The sequence below is a fragment of the Telluria sp. ZB2R32 genome (genome assembly GCF_059685715.1).
This window is the reverse complement of record NZ_JCASIG010000004.1, coordinates 57,590-76,650: the sequence shown is the minus strand read 5'-3', so window position 1 is coordinate 76,650 and position 19,061 is coordinate 57,590. Positions and strand designations below refer to the sequence as shown.

Genomic DNA, 19,061 nt, shown 5'->3' with positions numbered 1-19,061 from the left:
TTTTAGTTTGATTATGAAAGTTTAGCATGCGAAGTAAATTCTTGCTGGAACGCGGGTTTCGTAGGGTGGGCTCGGCCCACGCGGTCGTGCGGATGCATACCGCAACGCGTCCGCCATAACGGCGGGGTGATCATTGTGGAGGGGGTGTGTGATAAGCCGCGGCAGATCAACCGGTGAACCGCGTGGGCGGAGCCCACCCTACGGTTATTGCTTCGCTTGCAAGGTCGCAATCGCCGCCAGCGAGGCCGGCAAATCGAACTCGTGTTCCGGTTCCACCTTGCGCAGCACCTCGATCGGCGCAAAGCCCCAGTGCACGGCCGCAAAGGCCACGCCGGCCTTGCGCGCGGCCTCGGCGTCGGTGGCCTGGTCGCCGATGTAGAGCGCCGCCGCCGGCGCCACCGCCGCCCGTTTCACCACCTTGCGGATGCGCGCGGTCTTGCCGAAGATCGACATCCCGCATTCGTACTGGCTGATCAGCGGCGCCAGTTCCGGCCCCAGCACCCGGCGCACGTTGTCCTCGGCGTTGGAGGAGACGATGGTCAGTTTGATGTCGCACAGCGCCAGTTCGCGCAAGACGGTATCGACCTGCGGAAACAGGCGCACCTGCCCGGCATTCTCGCGCATCAGGGATTTGAAACTGGCGGCGGCCAGCGGCAGTTTCCAGGCGGGCATGCCGACGTGGCGCATCATCGCGCGCGTGTCGTAGTGGCGCAGGCGGTCGACCTGGCTCAGGTCGATGCGGCGAAAGCCGTGCTCGTCGGCGATCCGGTTGAACACGCTGAGCAGGAACGGAAACGAGTCGGCCAGGGTGCCGTCGAAGTCGAAGATGGCAAGACGGTAGCTCATGCCCGCCGATGATACACAAGCACGGTCATGACCCGCGTACCGGTGCCCCGCATTTCGTGTCGCGCCTCACGCCTGGTCGGCGCGCTCGGGCACGACGAAGGCCAGGCTTTCCTCGAACGAGCGCAGCACCATGTCGACGTGTTCCTGCACCACCGCCTGGTTGGCGGCGTTCTCGCCGAAGGGCAGGCGGATCGTCACGAGTAACGCGTTCGGCAAGCCCGCGCGCAACTCGTCGGCCACGCGCTGCCACTCTTCCAGCATCGATTCGACCGGATAGATCAGGAACACGGTCGAGACCAGGTCGGCCTTGTCCGGGCCCGGCGTATCCTGGTCGGCGCCGATCACGACGCTGCGCGCGTCGACGTCGAGTTCGCGCAGGGCGCGCACCAGCAATTCGGTCAGCAGGTCGTCGCGCTCGGTGCCGAGGCCGGCGCACAGCACGATCGAGTGCGAGGGCACGTCGAGCGAGCCCTGCCAGCGTCCCAGGCGTGCTTCGCGCATCTGGCGCAGGTGGGCGCCGACGTTGGCGTCGAGCAGCGACACCCGCCCGCGCCGGCGCTTTCTCATCGGTGCGCTCGAGACCGGCGTCAGTGTCGCGGCGACGTCGGCAATCGTGCTGCGGATGTGGGCTGCCTGCGCCGTTTCGAGCTGGCCGCTGCGCTGTTCGGCGGCGGCCATCGAAATCCCCGGCAACAGGATCTGGTCGCAATAGCGCGCGAAGCTGTGGCGGTCGAGGTAGCTGCGCGCGTCGGAAATGATACTGTGTGTCTCACCGGCCAGCACGCGCTGGTAGAAGCGCTGGGCCACGTTCACGTTGGGCACGTCGCCGAGCAGGATCGTCACCGGTTCCAGCGCGCGCACGTGGCGCCCGGCCACCACCAGGCACAGCGTCAATGGCGTGGACAGCAGCAGCCCGACCGGCCCCCACATCGCACCCCAGAACAGCGCCGAGACGATCACCGCCAGCGGCGACAGGCCCGAGCTGTGGCCATACACCTTCGGCTCGACCACGTGCGCCACCACCAGTTCCAGGCAAACGAACAGCGCCAGGCAGGACAGGGCCATGGACCAGCCGGGGTCGATGGCGGCCACGAAAATCGCGATCAGCACGCCCGCCACCATGATGCCGACATAGGGAACGAAGCGCAGCAGGCCGGACAAGGCTCCCCACAGCACCGCGTGCGGCACCCCGAAGGCCCATAGCAGCACCCCGACCAGCGCGCCGAACGTCAAATTCACGACGAACTGCGACAGGAAGAAGCGCGACACGCCGCGCGTCGCATCGGACAGGGCGCGCACCGTGCGGCTGATCTCGGCCTGGCCGGCCAGGCGGATCACGCGGTCGCGCAGCGATTCGTGCTCGAGCAGGATGAAAATCAGCAGCACCAGCACCAGGCCGGTCTCGCCGATCGGCCCCCAGGCCAGCGCGAACAGGCGCGCCAGGGTGTCGCGGGTGGTGGCGCGCGGGGCGCGGATCTCCACCGGCAGCGGTTGATTGGCGCCGGTGGTGAGCGTGCCGCGCCGCACCGTGACCGGCGGCAGCGGCGGCAGGGGAGACTGCGGCGCCACGGCACTGAGTTCCGCTTCCAGGCGCGCGAACGGGCGCTCGGTGATTTCGCGCACGCGCTCGATCTTGGAACGAATGGCGGCGCGGTATTCGGGCAGGTCGCGCGTCACCGCCACCAGTTGAAACGCGAGGATGGTGCCGACGCCGACCACGCAGGTACCGGCCAGCAGCACCGACAGCAGCGTCGCCGGCAGGCGCGGCAGGCCGATGCGGCGCAGCGAGCGGATCAGCGGCGCCAGCACCAGGCTCAGGATGGTCGCCAGCGCCAGCGGTTCGAGGATGTCGCGCCCGAAATACAGCAGGCCGAGGAAGCAGGAGGCGGTGACGACCGAATTGGCGGTCAGGTTGTTCAACAGGCTTGATTCGCGCATCGGGGGTTTAACACTCCGGCAGTGCTGTGCGTGGTAACGGTGTGACGCCGGCGTGGGATTGCCGGCGCCAGCAGTCTAGCATCAATGGCAATCCTGGCGGCCGGCGACCCGGCGATCAGGTGGTGCCGGCTTGTGAGGCAAGGGTGGCCAACAGGCGCGCCGCCTCGACCGGTTTCACGAAATGGCAATCGAAACCGGCCTGGCGCGAGGATTCATGGTCGCTGCTCTGGCCGTAGCCGGTCAGCGCCACATACAGCGCCTGCGCCAGCGCAGGCTGCGCGCGCAGCTGGCGCGCCAGCGCGTGGCCGTCGATCAGCGGCATGCCGATGTCGAGGATGAACACGTCCGGCGGCTGCGCCAGCGCCGCGCCGACCGCGTCGCGCGGATCGTTGATCGCCTGCACGGTGTGGCCGGCGGCGGCCAGCAGGGCGGACAGGGTGGCGGCGGCATCGACGTTGTCGTCGACCAGCATGATGCGCAGCGCGCGGCCCGCTTGCTGGAGGTCGGCCGCCGGCGCCGGCGCGGTCGGACGCGCCGGCGGGGCAATGGCCGGCAGCGCCACCGTAAACGTACTGCCCTGGCCGGGCCCGGCGCTGTGCGCGGCCACTTGTCCGCCATGCATGCCGACGATGTTTTTGACTAGCGCCAGCCCCAGTCCCAGGCCGCCCTGGGCCCGGTCCGGCGTGCGCTTGCCCTGCACGAACAGGTCGAACACATGCGGCAGCAGGGCCGGTTCGATGCCGTTGCCGTTGTCCGTCACCGCAATCCGGACGACACCGTCGGCGACGTCGAGCGCCAGCGTGATGCGCCCGCCCGGCGGCGTGTACTTGGCGGCGTTCGCCAGCAGGTTGGCGGTCACCTGGATCAGGCGCGCGCGGTCGCCCAGCACGCTTGCCGGCGCCGAACCGAGCTGCAGCGCCAGCGTATGCTTACCGGCTTCGACCAATGGGTGCACCTGTTCGGCGGCGCTGGTGACCACGGCTTTGACGTCGACCGGCGCCTTTTCCAGCTGCACCATGCCGCGTGTGACGCGCGAGACGTCGAGTAAATCGTTGACCAGCGTCGTCATGTGGCTGACCTGGCGCGAGATCACCTCGCTGTACTGGCGCACCTTGTCCGGGTTGTTCGGCGCCAGGCGCAGCACCTGGGCGGCGGCGCTGATCGGCGCCAGCGGGTTGCGCAGTTCGTGCGCCAGCATCGCCAGGAACTCATCCTTGCGGTGGTTCGCTTCCTGCAGCGCCTCTTCGTTCAGCTTGGCCGCATGGATGTCGGTGTCGGTGCCGAGCCATTTGACGATCTCGCCGCTCTCGTTGCGCAGCGGCAGGCCGCGCGCCAGGATCCAGCGGTATTCGCCCGAGTGGTGGCGCGTGCGGTAAGTGGTTTCGTAGGGTTCGCCGGTCGCCACGCTGTGCGCCCAGCATGCCAGGCCTGCGGCCCGGTCGTCCGGATGGAGCAGGGTCTCGGCCCATTGCGCCCCTTCGGCGCTGCCGTCGGGCAGGCCGGCATACCGATAAAACTGCTCGCTGTGGTAATCGATGATGCCGTCGGGTTGCGCCGTCCACACCATCTGCGGCATGGCGTTGGTGATGGTGCGGAAACGCAGCTCGCTGTCCTTCAGCTCTTCCTCGAAGCGCTTGCGCTCGGTGACGTCGCGCGTGGTGCCGGCCACCGCCTCGACTTCGCCATCGGGCCCGAGAATGGGCACGAAGATGTAGTCGTAGATGCGCCGCCCGCCGGTACCGTCGAACGGCACTTCGCCGCGGATCGGCGCCTTGCTCGCCTTGACTTGCTCGATCTCGCGGCCGTGCATGGCCGCGTGCCAGGGTTCATACCCCAATTCCAGGCAGTTCTTGCCGACCGCTTCCTCGAAGGTCCTGCCCCACATTTGCAGCACCGCCGCGTTGGCATAGGTAAAACGGTGCTCGAGGTCGAACACATAGGCCAGGTCCGGCGTATTCGAGAGAACGGTTTCGTACAGGCGGTACCGGCGTCTGGAATCGTCGGCCATGGCCGCCAGTTCGCGCGCGGCATCGTCATGTCGCGCCTGGTTTTCCTGTTCGCGCAGGTGGCGCTCGGTGAGCAGGGCCAGCAGGTCGGTAAAGTAACCGATCTCGCCTTTCAGGTCGGCGCCCGGCGCCAGCCGGTTGGCATGGAAAAAGGCGAGCGTGCCGAGGATTTTTCCGCCCGGCGCATGCAGCGGGAACGACCAGCAGGAACGGATGCCGTGCGCCTCGGCGATGGCGAGGTAGGGGCCCATCAGCGGCTCGCCGCGCAGGTCTTCGACGATGACGATGCGGCCCGCGTGCGCCGCGCGTCCGCAGGGCGGGCCGGCCGGGTCGACCGGCAGCCGCACCAGCGCCGTCGTCAGTTCTGTCGGGATGCCAGCCGCGGCGGCCAGGACCAATTGGTTCGCCGTCTCGTCCATCAGGTAGACCGAGGCCCAGCTGTCCTGGTCGATCAGGCGCCGCGCCTCGTCGAGCAGGCTTTGCAGGATGACGTCGTACGAAGCGCCGCGTACCGCATCGGCCAGCACTTGTTTCAGTCCGCCGAAAGTCAAGCCTGCCTGTTGGGACGTCATCGTGTGTGCGCCGGTGGTGGAAAGACCACGATTCTAGCCCGGCCACCCCGGCGCCGGTGCTTTATGTTGTGTGTCTGCCTCAGGCCGCCTGCAGCGCCGGGATCAAGGAGCGGTGCGCCGCCACGCCGGCCATCGCGCCGTCGGCCACGGCCAGGGCGACATTCCCGGCGGCGCGCGCCATATCTCCGCAGCAGAACACGCCGGGCACGCTGCTCGCTTTCATGACGTCGGTCTGCACAAAGGCACCCATCGGGCCGTCCTCGAACGCACAGCCGAGTTGCGCCGCGATCGGGCTGGCCGCATGCATCCGCGGAGCGACGAACAGGCCCGCCATCGGCAGTACGCGGCCGTCGGCCAGCGCCACGTCGGCCTCGCCTTCGATGCGGGCAATGGCCGTGCGTTCGAGCGTGACGCCGCGCCCATGGAGCGCCGCCAGCTGCGCCGCATCCGGCTCAAAGGCGCCGTTCAGGAAGAAGGTCACCGTGCCCCAGTCCGGCAACATCAGCGCGTGGTGCATCGACAGCGGCCCGACCGCCAGCACGCCGATGGCGCCGGCATTGAGTTCGTAGCCGTGACAATACGGGCAGTGGAACACGCTGCGGCCCCAGCGTTCCTGCAAGCCGTCGACCGGCGGCAGTTCGTCGCGCACGCCGGTGGCCAGCACCAGGCGCCGGCCCGTGCAGACCGTGCCGTCGGCCAGCGTGACGACAAAGCCGTCGCCCTGCGCCTGTGCCTGCGCTGCCGTGCCGGCGATCCAGCGCACGTTCGGATATTTCAATAGCTGGCTGCGCGCAGTGGCGGCGATGACGGCGGCCTCGGTACCGTCCTGGGTCAGGAAGCCGTGCGAGGCGTGGGCAAAGCGGTTGCGGCGCTGGCCGGCATCGATCACCAGCACGCGGCGACGGGCGCGCGCCAGCTGGGTGGCGGCCGACAGGCCGGCATAGCTGCCGCCGATGACGATGGCGTCGAATTCAGGTGTCGTTGTGGTGTGCATGGTGTTCCCCCAGGTGCTGCGCATATTGCGCATTGAAGCGTTCGGACAGTTCAAACAGCGAGACGTCGCCCAGGCGCTTGATCAATAACGCCTCGGCTTCGTCGAAGGCGCTCGCCAGCGACTGGTTCACCACCTTCTCGACCAGGCATTCGGGATGGTCGACCCGGTTCCCCATCGCGAACACGGTCGGCGCGCCGACCGCCTCGTAGATGTCGCGCAGCGATACCTGCTGTAAATCCGCCGTGACGACCCAGCCGCCGCCATGGCCCTTGCCGGAGCCGACATAGCCGCGCTCGCGCAGGCCGGCCAGCGTGCGCCGCACCAGCACGGGATTCGTCTGCAGGAAGCCGGCCAGCTCCTCCGAAGTGAGCGGGCGCGCGCTGTGGGCCATGTGCAGTAGCAGGTGCAGGATCGAGGAAAGTCGGGAATCGCGTCTCATGTAACTTATGATAGTACAAAACTACGCAACGTGCACGGGAGCTTCATCTGCGTCCACGTTTCAATGGTGTGTTTCCTTCCGTCGAACAGCATTACAATCTTGACATCTTCATCCTCTGCGAAGCGTCGATCCATGGCCCAAATCCATCCTGCCGGCTGGCGCGAGATGTCCGTCACCGGAAATGCCGCACGCGAGATCGAAACCCTGTCCCTGCTCGAGCAGCGCCTGTCCGACACGCCGTACCACATCTACCACGGCGTCCACTGGACCAATGTCGAGAATGGCTACTCGGTGTACGGCGACGTCGATTTCATTGTCCTCGCCCCCAACGGCCGCATGCTGCTGATCGAGCAGGTCGCCGGCTTCCTCAACGAAACCCGCGACGGCCTGCTGAAGAACTTCCAGGGCAAACCCCGTAAAATCCACGCCCACATCCTGCACACGATCGAGGGGCTCACGCGCCGCTACAACGGCGAACTGTCGATCGACTACCTGCTGTACTGCCCCGACTACACCGTGCGCGACCCGCACCTGGCCGGCATCGACCCCAGCCACATCATCGACGCCACCAACAAGGGCCGCATCGGCCGCATCATCCGCGAAGCGCTGCCGATCACCGATAAAACCGAGGACTTCGACAAGGTGACCCGCTTCCTCGGCGATACCCTCAGCCTGCGCCCCGACCCCAGCTCGATGATCGGCTCGGCCACCAAAATGGTGACGCGCCTCTCCGGCGGCCTGGCCACCTGGGCGCGCCGGCTCGAGTTCGCGCCATTCCGCCTGCGCGTGGTCGGCACCGCCGGCAGCGGCAAGACGCAACTGGCGCTGGCCGAATACCAGGCCGCGCTCGACGCCGGCCTGCGCCCGCTGTACGTCTGCTTCAACCGCCCGCTGGCCGACCACATCGAGCGACTGGTGCCGCCGGGCGGGCGCGTCTCCACCTTCCACATGCTGTGCGACGCCTGGATGCGCGCCCAGGACAAGACCCCCGACTACGGCTCGCCCGCGGTCTGGAACGACATCGAAACCGCGCTGGCCGAAGTGGCGCTGCCCGAAACCTGGCAGTACGACGTGCTGATCGTCGACGAAGGCCAGGATTTCTCGACCAGCTGGCGCGACATCGTGCTCGGCATGGTCAAGCCGGACGGCCGCGCCATCTGGCTCGAGGACCCCGACCAGAATTTGTACGGCAAGCAGATGGTGACCCTGCCGGGCTGGGTAAAACTCCATTCCGACACCAACTACCGCAGCCCGCGCCAGATCGTGCAGATGCTCAAATCGATCGGCGCCGCGCGCGAACCGGTGGAAGCGGGCAGCCCCTTCAAGGGCGCGGACATCGAGGAACTGACCTATCCCGAAGGCGACGTCGAGGCCATGCTGGCCCAGACCCGGCGCGCCGTCACCTCCTGCCTGGCCGCCGGCTTCGGCCGCCACGACATTGCGCTGTGTTCCTTCCGCGGGCGCGAGAAGTCGGCGATCCTCAACCTCGATAAACTGAGCGACGCGCATACGCTGAAATCGTTCACAGGCGCGTACGACCTGTTCGGCAACCCGGTGTTCCGCGAGGGCGGGTTGCTGGCGGAATCGGTCTACCGTTTCAAGGGACAATCGGCGCCGGCGCTGATTTTTACCGAGATCGATTTCGAGGAGATGACGGAGACGGTGCTGCGCAAGCTGTTCGTGGGGATGACGCGGGCAAGGCTGAAACTGGTGCTGGTGATGAGCGATCGGGCGTCCTTGCAGTTGCTGGACCGGATGTAGAAGCGGTAGAAAACTTTCCAAAAATACAGTACATTGGGCCGGCATTGTCCATACAGCGCTTCCGACCGCTGTTCAACCTGGCCACCCGATGACACTCAAAGCGCCGTTCTACCTGTGGTTCGCCCTCGTTTTCCTCATCACCAACCTGGTGCATGAGGGTGCCCACTGGCTGATGGCCGCGGCGCTCGGCATGGACCCGCGCTTCGGGTTGAACATCGTGCGCTATGCGCCCGGCGCAGCGGACTGGCAACGCGCACTGGCCGACGCCGCCGGACCGGTGGTGACCATCGTGCAGGGTATCGTCGCCTGGGTGGTAGTCAAGCGCAGCGCCTCCATCACAGCCTTTGCCTTCCTGTATGCGGCGGCGTTCATGCGCGCGGTAGCCGCGCTCGTCAGCGTGATGCACCCGAACGACGAAGCGCGCCTCGGTATGTATCTCGGCCTCGGCAAGTGGACCTTGCCGCTACTGGTGGCGGCGGGACTGATCTTCCTCGCGGCCAGGGGCAGCCGGCGCCTGGGGCTGGGCTGGAAGGACCATGTGCTGTGCTACCTGACCGCTTCGCTCGCCGTATCGGCCATCGTCGGAGTGGACCGCTACCTGCTGTAGCAGCGTCAGCCTTGTGCCATGCCCTGACTTTCGCCCTGCGCCACCCGCACGCAATTGCGCCCGCCGTGTTTGGCCTCGTACAGCGCCAGGTCGGCCGCGTGCACCAGCGTGCGCATGTTGGTGCCATGCCCCGGGTAGGTGGCGATGCCGATCGAGGCCGTCGCGCCGATGCGCTGGCCCGCGTGCAGGACATCGTCGCCGGCAATCGCCAGGCGCAAGGCATCCGCGCGTTTCAAGGCATTGTCGGTGCCGCATTCGGGCAGCAGCACCACCATCTCTTCGCCGCCCATGCGGCAGGCCACGTCGCAGGAGCGGATGTTTTCGCGCAGTGTGAGCGCCACCTTGCGCAGGATGGCGTCGCCGGCCTCGTGCCCATAGGTGTCGTTGATGCGCTTGAAATGGTCGAGGTCGAGCACCAGCACGCTCACCGGCGTGCCATTGCGGTCGGCCCGCGCCAGTTCGCGCTTGAGCACCTCGTCCAGGTAACGCCGGTTGTAGAGCTGGGTCAGCGGATCGATGATCGACTGCTGCCGGAGTGAGACACGTAGTCTCACGTTCGACAGCGCCAGCCCGAGCTGCTCGGCCAGCTGATTGATCCAGGCGCGCTGGTCCTCGGCGCCGTGCACCAGGCCGCTGCCGGTGACGCTCAGGCAGCCGATCACGTCGCCCTGGGTCACCAGCGGCAGGCACAGGCGGTCCGTGTCGGGGTTGGTCACGTGGCGGCAGGCCAGGCCGCCGTCGCCGCCGGCGTAGACATGGGCACTGCCGCGCCGCAGCGCCCAGCAGTCGAGCGCCTCGATAATCTCCGGCTCGCCCGCGACGCTGCCCCAGCCGGCCTTGCGTTCGAGGATGTCGCGCGAATTGTTGTACAAATACAGGCTGCCCGACAGGTTCGGCAGCAGGCGCGGCAGATAGCTGGCGATGACCCCGGCCGCCTCGTCGCTCGATTCGGCCAGCTCCAGCGAATGCATCAGGTCGGCGCTACGGAACAGCAGGTCGTTCTGCAGCGAGATCCGTTCGTTGGTCTGCTGGGTCTCGAGCGCCGCCGCCTTGGCCTTGTGCTCGGCCGCATTACGCTGGCGCAGCACGCGCATGGCCGCGACCAGCACGCCGGCCAGGAACAGGATGTTGGTCAGTGTCGCCACCAGGCTGGCCGTGGCCGCCGAATTGGACGTCGCCAGCAGCTGGTTGCCCAGGTCGGTACGGCGCTGGGCATAGACGGCGAGCTCCCTGGCGATCAGCGCGCGCAACTGGTCCATCTGCACCTTGCCGGCGCCGGCCGCCATGTAGCTGGCCGTCGGCGCAATGCCCTGCGTGCGGCGCAGTTCGATGGTGCGCGCCACCGTCTGCATCTTGGCGCTGCTGGCGCGCTCGATGACGGCAAAGCGCGCCGCCTCCTGCGGGTCCGCCATCTCCCTGCGCAGCGCCTCGAGGGTGGTCGGAATGCCGTTCACGGCTGCGTGGTAGGGGTCGAGGAAGCGCTCGTCGCCGGTGACGACAAAGCCGCGCTGTGCCGTTTCCGCATTGAGCAGCATGTCGAGCAGGGTCAGCTGCAGGCGCTCGACATTCGAGGCGCTGCGCAGTTCGGCCATCACGGTCGTCACCTGGCGGTTGACGATCATCGGCAGCGCCGCCACGGTCGACATGACGAGGATGATCGCACCGGCGGCGACCTTGATCTTGGTTTCGAATTTCATGGAATGCAGCTGGTGGCAGGCGTGGATCGTCGGCTCACGCTGCCTGTGCACAGGGACAAAGGGAGGACATCGGGAGGCGCTAGGTTACCACATGTAAACCCCAGCAGATTTCGTCAAATTTCTCCGCTGTCTCTTTTACTGTCGTCCGCCCCGCATTTGGATGAAATGTTTCAAACTGTGTAATGCGTGGTAATCGTTCGTCATGCTCCGCTAAGATGGCGCCCGGTCGGCAATATCCAGCAAGCGTTGCTTCGGTAGGGTCGGAAGCACAGTGGCAGATGTTGTTGGCATGGGAAGTCGATGGAAGCAGGCAAGACACAATTCGTTCTGATCAACTTGCTCAAGGCAGTCGCCGCGCAGCTGATCGTGCTGCACCACCTGGCGTTCTACGGGCCGATGGCAGACCACGCGCGGCCACTGGCACCGGCCCTGTTCGACTGGCTCGCGGGCGACGCGCGCATCGCCGTGCAAATTTTCCTCGTCATCGGCGGCTTTCTCGCCGCCAAATCGCTGGCACCGGATGGGGCGGCCCGATCAAACAACCCGCTCGGCAGCATGTGGCGGCGCTACGCCAAGCTGGCGCCGCCGTTCATTGCCGCCACCCTGCTCGCGGCCGTTGCTTCCTCGATTGCGTCCATGTGGATGACGCACGAATCGATCTCTGCCGCGCCGAGCCTGTCCCAGCTGGCGGCGCACGTGCTGTTGCTGCACAGCGTGCTCGGCTACGAATCCCTGTCGGCCGGCGCGTGGTATGTTGCGATCGATTTCCAGTTATATGCGGGTGCCGTGCTGTTGCTATGGCTGTGTGGCCGCTTGTCCGGCGGCCGGCAGCGGCCATGGCTGGCGCCGGTCGTCATGACGGTGGTGGTGGTTTCCTCGCTGTTGTATTTCAACCGCGATGCAGACTGGGATGTATGGGCGCCGTATTTCTTCGGCAGCTACGGCCTGGGCATGCTCGCATGGTGGGCAAGCGACCCGGCGCGTCGGCCGCGTGCGGTGGTGCTGCTGTTCCTGATGATAGCGGTGCCGGCGCTGGGGGCTTTGATGCTCGATTTCAGGAGCAGGATTGCGGTGGCGCTGAGTGTGGCATGCGTGTTGATGCTGCTGGGGCGAGTCAACGTTGGTTCGACTGCCGGATGGGCGCTGGCGAACTGGCTGGGGAAGAATTCGTATTCGATTTTTCTCGTGCACTTTCCGGTGTGCCTGGTGGTGAATGCGGCGGTGACGCGGTTTGTGCCGGTAGATGCGGCGTGGCAGGCGGTTGGGACTTTGGTTGCCTGGATGGCCAGTTTGGCGGGCGGTGCGATGTTCTATCGCTGGGTGGAAGCGCCGTTGGGGCGAATTGTGGGCACAGCAAGTAGATCGCAGCCAGTTCGCACATTCGACGGGCTTACGCAAAAAGGCGTCGTCGTGCGCTGATTGGAATGGGACGGCTCTCAGCGCCTCAATCGTCGAGGATTCACAAGAGTTAGGTGTAGCGCGTGAAGCGCACTATTTATGTAGATACGCCAGAAAACTTTCATCTCATTAACGTTCATTTGGTAGCATCCTGAAATGAACGTACCTTCGCTCCACGACACGACCCCCCCACGCATTCGCCACCGCCAGACGATCGCCCTTGTCTTGCTGGTCCTCACCGGCGTCATCAACTACCTCGACCGCGCCACCCTGGCCGTCGCCAACGAATACATCCGCACCGATCTCGGCCTCTCGCTCGGCCAGATGGGCTTGCTGCTATCCGCTTTTTCCTGGAGCTACGCGCTGTGCCAGCTGCCGGTCGGCGCCCTGGTCGACAAGATCGGCCCACGCTGGCTGCTCGGCGCCGGCTTGGTGATCTGGTCGGTGGCGCAGGCGGCAGGCGGGCTCGCCGCCAGCTTCGGCTGGTTCGTGGTCGCACGCATCGTGCTCGGGATCGGAGAGGCGCCGCAGTTTCCGGCAGCGGCGCGCGTCGTGAGCAACTGGTTCCCGCTACGTGCACGCGGCACCCCGACGGGCGTCTACAACTCGGCATCGCCGCTCGGTGTCGCGCTCGCACCGCTGATCCTGACACCCCTGATCCTGGCGACCAGCTGGCACTGGGCCTTCTTCATGACGGGCGCGCTCGGCCTGGTCGCGGCGCTCATCTGGGTTAGCCTATATCGCGATCCGGTCCGCGCCCAGATGTCGGAGGCTGAACGCGCTTACCTCGACGAAGGGCAGGCGGTCGGCACGGCGCCGGCGACGAGTTTTGCCTCCTGGCGCGCGCTGTTCTGGTATCGCGCGACCTGGGGGATGCTGCTCGGCTTTTTCGGCTCGGTTTATCTGAACTGGGTGTATTTGACCTGGCTGCCGGGCTATCTGCGCACTCAGCGCCATATGGAATTGGCGCAGGCTGGCTTCGCGGCCTCGATCCCCTTCTTGTGCGGATTTGCCGGTGCCCTGGTTGCCGGCTGGGCGTCCGATCGGGTCACCCGGCATGCGGCGTCACCAGTCGCCAGCCGGCGCAGGGCGGTAGTGGTGTCCATGCTCGGCATGGTGGCGTTCACGATTCCGGCGGCGCTGGTCGAAAGCAATACCGTCGCCGTGGCCTGCATCTCGATTGTGATCTTCCTCGCGAACGCCTCGTCGGCGTGCTCGTGGTCGCTGGTGACCGCAGTGGCGCCGCGTAGCCGTATCGCGTCGCTAGGTGCTCTTCAGAATTTTGGCGGCTTTCTCGGCGGCGCGCTAGCCCCTATCCTTACCGGCTATATCGCGCAGGCCTGGTCTTTCGTGCCAGCTTTGTTGACGGGCGCCGGCATCGCCTTCATGAGTGCGATGTGCTATCACTTCCTAGTGACTGACTCGATTCCAGAGGAAAATTGAGAGCAAAAAATCAAATCTCAAGAGCTAGTTCTTATTGCGATGCCTAAAGATCTGTCGGTCAACAATAAAATTTAAGCTTAGTCATTGATTTAAAAGGCTTTTAAAATTTCTTTCAATTAAGCCAGCGGTTGACGAAGTTTGTGAACAAACGAATAGGCTATGAAGCAGCGCATCAACATTCCTAACCTTAGAATACTGTATATTTTTACAGTATTTTGAGGAGCCTGAACTGGCGGAATCCACCAGTTCGGGTTAAACTGTGACTATGAAAGATGCCATACCTAAACTTAGTCGAAAAACGTCCGTCCATTTTTCGGGCCACGAAACGTTTCCCTTGCGTCAAATGTGGTTAAAGAAGCTATTCGACCAAGCCGACAATGGTGGATTGATCCGTAAATCAACTTTTTCCCACGAGAAGTCTATTGCAGATTTTGGCGTTGGCAAGAATATGGTGGCATCAATCCGTCATTGGGCCTTGGCTTGCGGCGTAATGTTCGAGGATGGCGACAGTTTCCGCATCCGCGGCCTTGCTAAGGAGATCCTAAGTGACGGCGGGCTCGATCCTTACGCTGAAAGCCCATCAACGGCTTGGCTTGCCCATTGGCAGCTCGCAGGCCGGTGTTTCCGTTCAACGACTTGGCATTGGCTGTTCAACCATGTGACAGCCCCAACCTTTACTCGCCAAGAATTAGAAGAACCTTTAGCCCGCTATGCGCGCGAGCTCGACCCGAAGCATCGGCTGTCGACCTCCACTATCTCACGCGACTTGGAGACGTGTCTCCGCGGTTACGCGCCGCGTGCCGCCGGCGGCTCTCCTGAGGATTTCGCTGAGCCGCTCTTAGGCGAGTTGGGCCTGTTGCAAGAGGTCCACAAAGGCCAATACGCTTTTCGGCGCGGTCCGAAGGCCTCGCTGCACAACGGCATCTTCGCTTATGCCTTAGTCGACTTCTGGAATCGAGAAGCTGAGGGGCAAAGTTCGCTGGCATTCGAAACCGTAGCTTACGCGGAGGGTTCGCCAGGACGGGTCTTCAAGCTCGACGAGGAGTCGATCGCCCAAAGACTAATTTCTTTATCAGACTTCACGGGACGCAAGGTCGAATGGACCGATTCAGCCGGCCTTCGCCAAATTCACCGCAAGGATCTGTCCAAGGAAGACTTAAAAAATATGATCAGGCGTGCATATGACTGACAAGAAGCGAGAGGCGCTTTCGGACAACGTCCAGATTTCGCGCCAATACCAGCGTTCCATCCGCGTCGACGCCGATATCGGTCGCGCCGACGCTCTTGCTGGTTATATTTGCCATGCAACTGCGTCTTCCGTAGTCGATGGCATGTGTAAGCAGCTCTTCAGTACGAACCAACGATCCTTCACCTGGACTGGCCCATTCGGCGGGGGCAAGAGCTCGTTAGCCGTCGCGTTGGCAAGTGTTTTGCACGCAGACAAGAATCTTCGAGCGAAAGCACGCGAAGTCTTACATTTAGACTCCAAGCCTGCTTTCGACAAAGCATTTCCGGTCCAAACAGGCTGGCTACTGGTTCCGACCGTAGGCCGACGTGGCAGCGTTGTAACGGAGCTTCATGTCGCGCTGCGCCGTGCGCAGAGCAAGACTGCCGACGGCCGCAGCAAGCCGAATGCCCAATCGCTAATCGCCGAGTTGCTTGAAGAGGCAAAAAGGCGCCCGCATGACGGCGTGCTAGTCATCATCGACGAGATGGGCAAGTTCTTAGAGGCCTCCGCCCTGGGCTCTGGTGACGATGTCTACTTCTTTCAAGAGCTTGCCGAGGCCGCTGCTCGTTCTGAAGGCCGTTTGGTGGTCGTTGGTGTGCTGCACCAGTCCTTCGCGCAGTACTCGGCCCGCCTGGGCATCGACACCCGCGACGACTGGGCAAAGATCCAAGGGCGCTACGTCGACCTCCCTTTCGTGGCCGCAAGCGACGAAGTCGTCGAGCTCATTGGCCGAGCGATCGAGACCAGGGAGCGCCCGCATTGGATGCGCGACGCTTCGAAGACCATCGCCGAGGCGATCCGTTCGCGCCGTCCTGCGGTGGGGCAGGACTTTGCCCAAGCCCTTGAAGCTTGCTGGCCGTTGCACCCGGCCATGGCCGCGCTACTGGGCCCGATTTCCAAGCGACAGTTTGGACAAAACGAGCGTAGTACGTTTGGCTTCTTGTCGTCAGTAGAGCCGCATGGCTTCCGTTCTTATCTGAACTCGACGCTCAAGAGCGATGCGAGTTGGTATCGTCCGAGCGATTACTGGGACTATTTGCGATCAAACTTGGAGCCGGCGATCCTTGCTTCCCCCGATGGGCATCGCTGGTCCCAGGCCGTTGAAGCGGTCGAGCGTGCCGAGGCCAAGACGGGCGACGCGTTGCTCGTGTCGCTGATTAAAAACATTGCAGTCATCGATCTCTTCCGCAACGGTTCCGGCCTGGCGGCTGACTCCGCTGTGATTAACTCCCTTTTCTACGACAAGACGCGCGAGGAACTCGACGCTGCGCTGGAAAAGCTTAGCTCGCTTAAGGTTGTGCTATTTAAGAGCTACACCGGCGCTTGGTCGGTATTCGAGGGCAGTGACTTCGACATCGATGCGGCCATCGCCCAAGCCTTGGCTTCTTCGCCGGGGATCGATTACGCTTGGCTCGCGCAGCTCATGGGCCTGCATCCAGTAGTGGCCAAGCGTCATTATCACGAGACGGGCACCATGCGCTGGATGGAGCTCTCGCTTTGCAGCATTGAGCAGGCCGAAAAAATTGCCGCTAACTTCCAACCTAAAAAGGGCGAGTTTGGCGCGTTCATTTTGGCTCTTCCGAGCAAGGGTATGAGCCAGCGGACTGCAAGCCTTCGAGCGGCGGACTGCTCAAAGCTTCGTCCTTGGCCTGTGATGGTGGGTATCCCCACCAACCATGTTCGGATTACCGAGCTCGCTGCTGAGCTGGTAGCGTTGGAGCAAGTCAAGGAGAGGCATGAACTTTCTGGTGATGCTGTCGCCCGTCGCGAGGTTTACGCGCGGTTGGCGGCGACGCGGGCCGACCTTGAGGACCAACTGCAAGCTGCAGTGTCGCGAGCAAAGTGGCACAAGGGTGAGCACCAGATCGTAGAACCAGGAGAGAAGCTCTCCCCTGAGGCATCCCTGCTTGCCGACGACCTTTTCGAGCATTCGCTCCCAGTGTGGAGCGAGTTGGTTAACCGCGACAGTGTGTCGAGCAACAGTGTGAAGGCCCGCCGCGATCTGCTGCACGCGATGATCAACGCTGAAGCCCAAGAGGCTCTAGGGTTCGAAGGCTTTCCAGCTGAGCGCGGCCTCTACGAGACGCTGCTCAAAAGCACGGGGCTTCATCGCCAAGACGCTTCAGGTGCATGGCGTTGCATGCCCCCTGGCGATGGTTTCGCTGAGGGCTTCACGCCGCTATGGGACGCTACCCGCGTCCTCTTCTCCGACGTCAACGCTCGCGTGGGCGCGCACGAAATCTACGCGCTGTGGAGCGCGCCGCCCTTCGGAATGAAGCGGGGTATTCAGCCGGTAGTCCTCACAGCCTTCCTGCTCGCCCACAAGGCAAACATCGCTGTCTACAAGGATGGAATGTTCGTTCCGCGGCTTACCGACTTCGACATCGACGAGTGCCTGCAAGACCCTGACCGCTTCTTGCTGCGTTGGGTGGCCATCGATGAGGACAAAAGCCGAATCCTCGAAGGCATATCCGAGCTCCTGGCTGAGATTGGTGAAAGCACTGGCGCGGCCGATCCACTTGAAGCAGCCCGCGGCTTAGTAGCGATGGTATTCAACTTGCCTGAATGGGCCCGACGCACGTCGCGGCTGGGGCAGACAGCCAAAGACATGCGCGACATGCTCCTTAAGGCCAACGACCCGCACAAAGTCTTATTCGTCGACCTAGCTTCGCTCTTGAGCGCAGCCGACGGAAAGTCATACGTGAATGCGCTGCGCGCGCCGTTGCAAGAGCTCGCCGGTGCCTACGGTAAGATGCTCGCGGAAGTGGAAGCCAAGATGCTTTCCGCGCTCGACGCGAGTCGCGATGATCTCGATAGGTTACGAGCGCGCGCGTGCTCGGTCTCTGGCATCTCGGGCGATCTGCAAATGGATGGCTTTGCCACGCGTCTCGCCAATTTCGATGGCTCGCGAACCTCGCTCGAAAGTATCCTGAGCATGGCCGCCGAGAGGCCCCCGCGTGACTGGGTCGATCGCCATATCGACGCGGCGATCTTGGAGCTTACGAAATCCGCGCGGCGCTTCCGCGAGGCTGAGGCCTTCGTGGCCGTGCAAGGCCGGCAGGCCCACAGCGAAGCCATTGCCGTGGTCATCGGCGCTGGCTCAAACACCAAGATGATCTCGCGCTCGTTTGCAATATCGGATCGCCATCGCCAAACAGTGGAGGCTAAGGCCCATGAGGTCGCCTCGATGCTTGAGGGACAAGGACTGGAGACTGATGTATTGCTGGCGATCCTGGCTAAGGCCAGCATGAAGTTGGCATTTATAGACAAGGAGACGGCCAATGGCTGAGCGACACGTTCTGGGAATTTCTGGCGGTAAGGACAGCGCGGCGCTGGCCGTCTACATGCGCGAGCATCATCCCGAGCTCGACATTGAATATTTCTTTACCGACACCGGAGAAGAGCTTCCCGAGGTCTACGAATTCCTCGGGAAGCTCGAGGGTCGGCTCGGCAAGCCTATCCTAAGGCTGAACCCTGACCGCGACTTTACGTTTTGGTTGCGTCAATACAACCACTTCCTGCCCAATCCGAACACCCGCTGGTGCACCCGCCAGTTGAAGCTAGCCCCCTTCGAAAGCTGGGTGAGGCCTATGCTTGCAGCAGGCGACAAAGTCACCTCCTATGTAGCCATCCGCGCCGATGAGGATTACCGTGAGGGCTACGCGGCCAAAGCCGACAACCTTTTCGTCAAGTTGCCTTTCCGAGAGGCAGGCATCGATAAAGTTGGTGTGATCGACATTCTTGAAAACTCCGGTGTCGGCTATCCCAAGTATTACGAGTGGAGGTCGCGCAGCGGATGTACGTTCTGCTTCTTTCAGCAGAAGATCGAATGGGTAAGGCTGCGCGTACAGCACCCCGAGGCCTATGAGGCTGCCAAGGCTCTTGAAAAAGACGCCTTAGAGCATGGCTCACCCTTCACCTGGTCCAAAGGCGAATCGCTCAGTGACATGGAACAGCCTGAACGCGTAGCGGCGATCCAGTCAGAATACGATATTCGTCGCGCCCGCATGCGCAAGGCCATCCCCATCAATCCGCTACGGCCGGTGAAAGCGAGCCCGGACGACATCGACGACATCTATGGGGTCGACGAGGGCAACGGCTCTTGCGTTGTATGTCACAAGTAGCCTAGAAG

At 63.7% G+C, this 19,061-nt stretch carries 13 protein-coding genes; 7 read left to right on the top strand and 6 right to left on the bottom strand.

What is annotated here, in order from left to right:
* Positions 1-204: 204 nt before the first annotated feature.
* From AC56LG_RS12800 to AC56LG_RS12780, 5 genes are all read right to left on the bottom strand, one after another.
* Entirely contained in the window at positions 205-846 is a 642-nt protein-coding gene (locus tag AC56LG_RS12800) for an HAD hydrolase-like protein (protein ID WP_497166469.1), read from the bottom strand.
* A gap of 66 nt (positions 847-912) precedes the next feature.
* Positions 913-2,784, bottom strand: coding sequence for an AI-2E family transporter (locus AC56LG_RS12795; protein ID WP_497166468.1), 1,872 nt, complete (start codon positions 2,782-2,784; stop codon positions 913-915).
* Between the two features lie 115 nt (positions 2,785-2,899).
* Complete coding sequence (locus AC56LG_RS12790; RefSeq protein ID WP_497166467.1) at positions 2,900-5,362, bottom strand: PAS domain S-box protein; 2,463 nt, start codon at positions 5,360-5,362, stop codon at positions 2,900-2,902.
* Positions 5,363-5,441: 79 nt separating this feature from the next.
* Positions 5,442-6,356, bottom strand: coding sequence for an NAD(P)/FAD-dependent oxidoreductase (locus AC56LG_RS12785; protein ID WP_497166466.1), 915 nt, complete (start codon positions 6,354-6,356; stop codon positions 5,442-5,444).
* Entirely contained in the window at positions 6,334-6,795 is a 462-nt protein-coding gene (locus tag AC56LG_RS12780) for an Rrf2 family transcriptional regulator (RefSeq protein ID WP_497166465.1), read from the bottom strand. The genes AC56LG_RS12785 and AC56LG_RS12780 overlap by 23 nt, the downstream gene beginning before the upstream one ends.
* A 132-nt stretch (positions 6,796-6,927) precedes the next feature.
* Between AC56LG_RS12780 and AC56LG_RS12775 the strand changes: the two genes are divergently transcribed.
* Positions 6,928-8,556, top strand: coding sequence for an ATP-binding domain-containing protein (locus AC56LG_RS12775; protein WP_497166464.1), 1,629 nt, complete (start codon positions 6,928-6,930; stop codon positions 8,554-8,556).
* A gap of 88 nt (positions 8,557-8,644) precedes the next feature.
* Positions 8,645-9,163, top strand: a complete 519-nt coding sequence (locus AC56LG_RS12770; protein ID WP_497166463.1) for a hypothetical protein — start codon at positions 8,645-8,647, stop codon at positions 9,161-9,163.
* A gap of 5 nt (positions 9,164-9,168) precedes the next feature.
* Here AC56LG_RS12770 and AC56LG_RS12765 read toward each other — a convergent pair whose 3' ends face one another.
* Positions 9,169-10,860 (bottom strand): diguanylate cyclase, encoded by a 1,692-nt coding sequence (locus AC56LG_RS12765; protein ID WP_497166462.1) that lies wholly within the window; start codon positions 10,858-10,860, stop codon positions 9,169-9,171.
* A 300-nt stretch (positions 10,861-11,160) separates the two neighbouring features.
* Between AC56LG_RS12765 and AC56LG_RS12760 the strand changes: the two genes are divergently transcribed.
* The 5 genes from AC56LG_RS12760 (at position 11,161) to AC56LG_RS12740 (ending at position 19,053) form a co-directional block, all read left to right on the top strand.
* Positions 11,161-12,279, top strand: coding sequence for an acyltransferase family protein (locus tag AC56LG_RS12760; RefSeq protein ID WP_497166461.1), 1,119 nt, complete (start codon positions 11,161-11,163; stop codon positions 12,277-12,279).
* Positions 12,280-12,414: 135 nt separating this feature from the next.
* Positions 12,415-13,701 carry an MFS transporter gene (locus AC56LG_RS12755; RefSeq protein WP_497166460.1) on the top strand — a complete coding sequence of 429 codons (1,287 nt, stop codon included), beginning with the start codon at positions 12,415-12,417 and terminating at the stop codon, positions 13,699-13,701.
* Positions 13,702-13,966: 265 nt separating this feature from the next.
* Positions 13,967-14,890, top strand: coding sequence for a DUF4007 family protein (locus AC56LG_RS12750; protein ID WP_497166459.1), 924 nt, complete (start codon positions 13,967-13,969; stop codon positions 14,888-14,890).
* A complete protein-coding gene (locus AC56LG_RS12745; RefSeq protein ID WP_497166458.1) occupies positions 14,883-18,218 on the top strand; it encodes an ATP-binding protein in 3,336 nt (1,111 codons plus the stop codon). Before AC56LG_RS12750 ends, AC56LG_RS12745 begins: the two co-directional genes overlap by 8 nt.
* A complete protein-coding gene (locus AC56LG_RS12740; RefSeq protein WP_497166457.1) occupies positions 18,211-19,053 on the top strand; it encodes a phosphoadenosine phosphosulfate reductase domain-containing protein in 843 nt (280 codons plus the stop codon). Before AC56LG_RS12745 ends, AC56LG_RS12740 begins: the two co-directional genes overlap by 8 nt.
* Positions 19,054-19,061 lie beyond the last annotated feature (8 nt).

What these genes read in the sequence shown, in the direction of transcription:
- AC56LG_RS12770 (WP_497166463.1), top strand. Translation starts at nt 8,645, where the DNA reads ATGACACTCAAAGCGCCGTTCTACCTGTGGTTCGCCCTCGTTTTCCTC.
- AC56LG_RS12755 (WP_497166460.1), top strand. Translation starts at nt 12,415, where the DNA reads ATGAACGTACCTTCGCTCCACGACACGACCCCCCCACGCATTCGCCAC.
- AC56LG_RS12775 (WP_497166464.1), top strand. Translation starts at nt 6,928, where the DNA reads ATGGCCCAAATCCATCCTGCCGGCTGGCGCGAGATGTCCGTCACCGGA.
- AC56LG_RS12760 (WP_497166461.1), top strand. Translation starts at nt 11,161, where the DNA reads ATGGAAGCAGGCAAGACACAATTCGTTCTGATCAACTTGCTCAAGGCA.
- AC56LG_RS12785 (WP_497166466.1), bottom strand. Translation starts at nt 6,356, where the DNA reads ATGCACACCACAACGACACCTGAATTCGACGCCATCGTCATCGGCGGC.
- AC56LG_RS12765 (WP_497166462.1), bottom strand. Translation starts at nt 10,860, where the DNA reads ATGAAATTCGAAACCAAGATCAAGGTCGCCGCCGGTGCGATCATCCTC.
- AC56LG_RS12790 (WP_497166467.1), bottom strand. Translation starts at nt 5,362, where the DNA reads ATGACGTCCCAACAGGCAGGCTTGACTTTCGGCGGACTGAAACAAGTG.
- AC56LG_RS12740 (WP_497166457.1), top strand. Translation starts at nt 18,211, where the DNA reads ATGGCTGAGCGACACGTTCTGGGAATTTCTGGCGGTAAGGACAGCGCG.
- AC56LG_RS12780 (WP_497166465.1), bottom strand. Translation starts at nt 6,795, where the DNA reads ATGAGACGCGATTCCCGACTTTCCTCGATCCTGCACCTGCTACTGCAC.
- AC56LG_RS12795 (WP_497166468.1), bottom strand. Translation starts at nt 2,784, where the DNA reads ATGCGCGAATCAAGCCTGTTGAACAACCTGACCGCCAATTCGGTCGTC.
- AC56LG_RS12745 (WP_497166458.1), top strand. Translation starts at nt 14,883, where the DNA reads ATGACTGACAAGAAGCGAGAGGCGCTTTCGGACAACGTCCAGATTTCG.
- AC56LG_RS12750 (WP_497166459.1), top strand. Translation starts at nt 13,967, where the DNA reads ATGAAAGATGCCATACCTAAACTTAGTCGAAAAACGTCCGTCCATTTT.
- AC56LG_RS12800 (WP_497166469.1), bottom strand. Translation starts at nt 846, where the DNA reads ATGAGCTACCGTCTTGCCATCTTCGACTTCGACGGCACCCTGGCCGAC.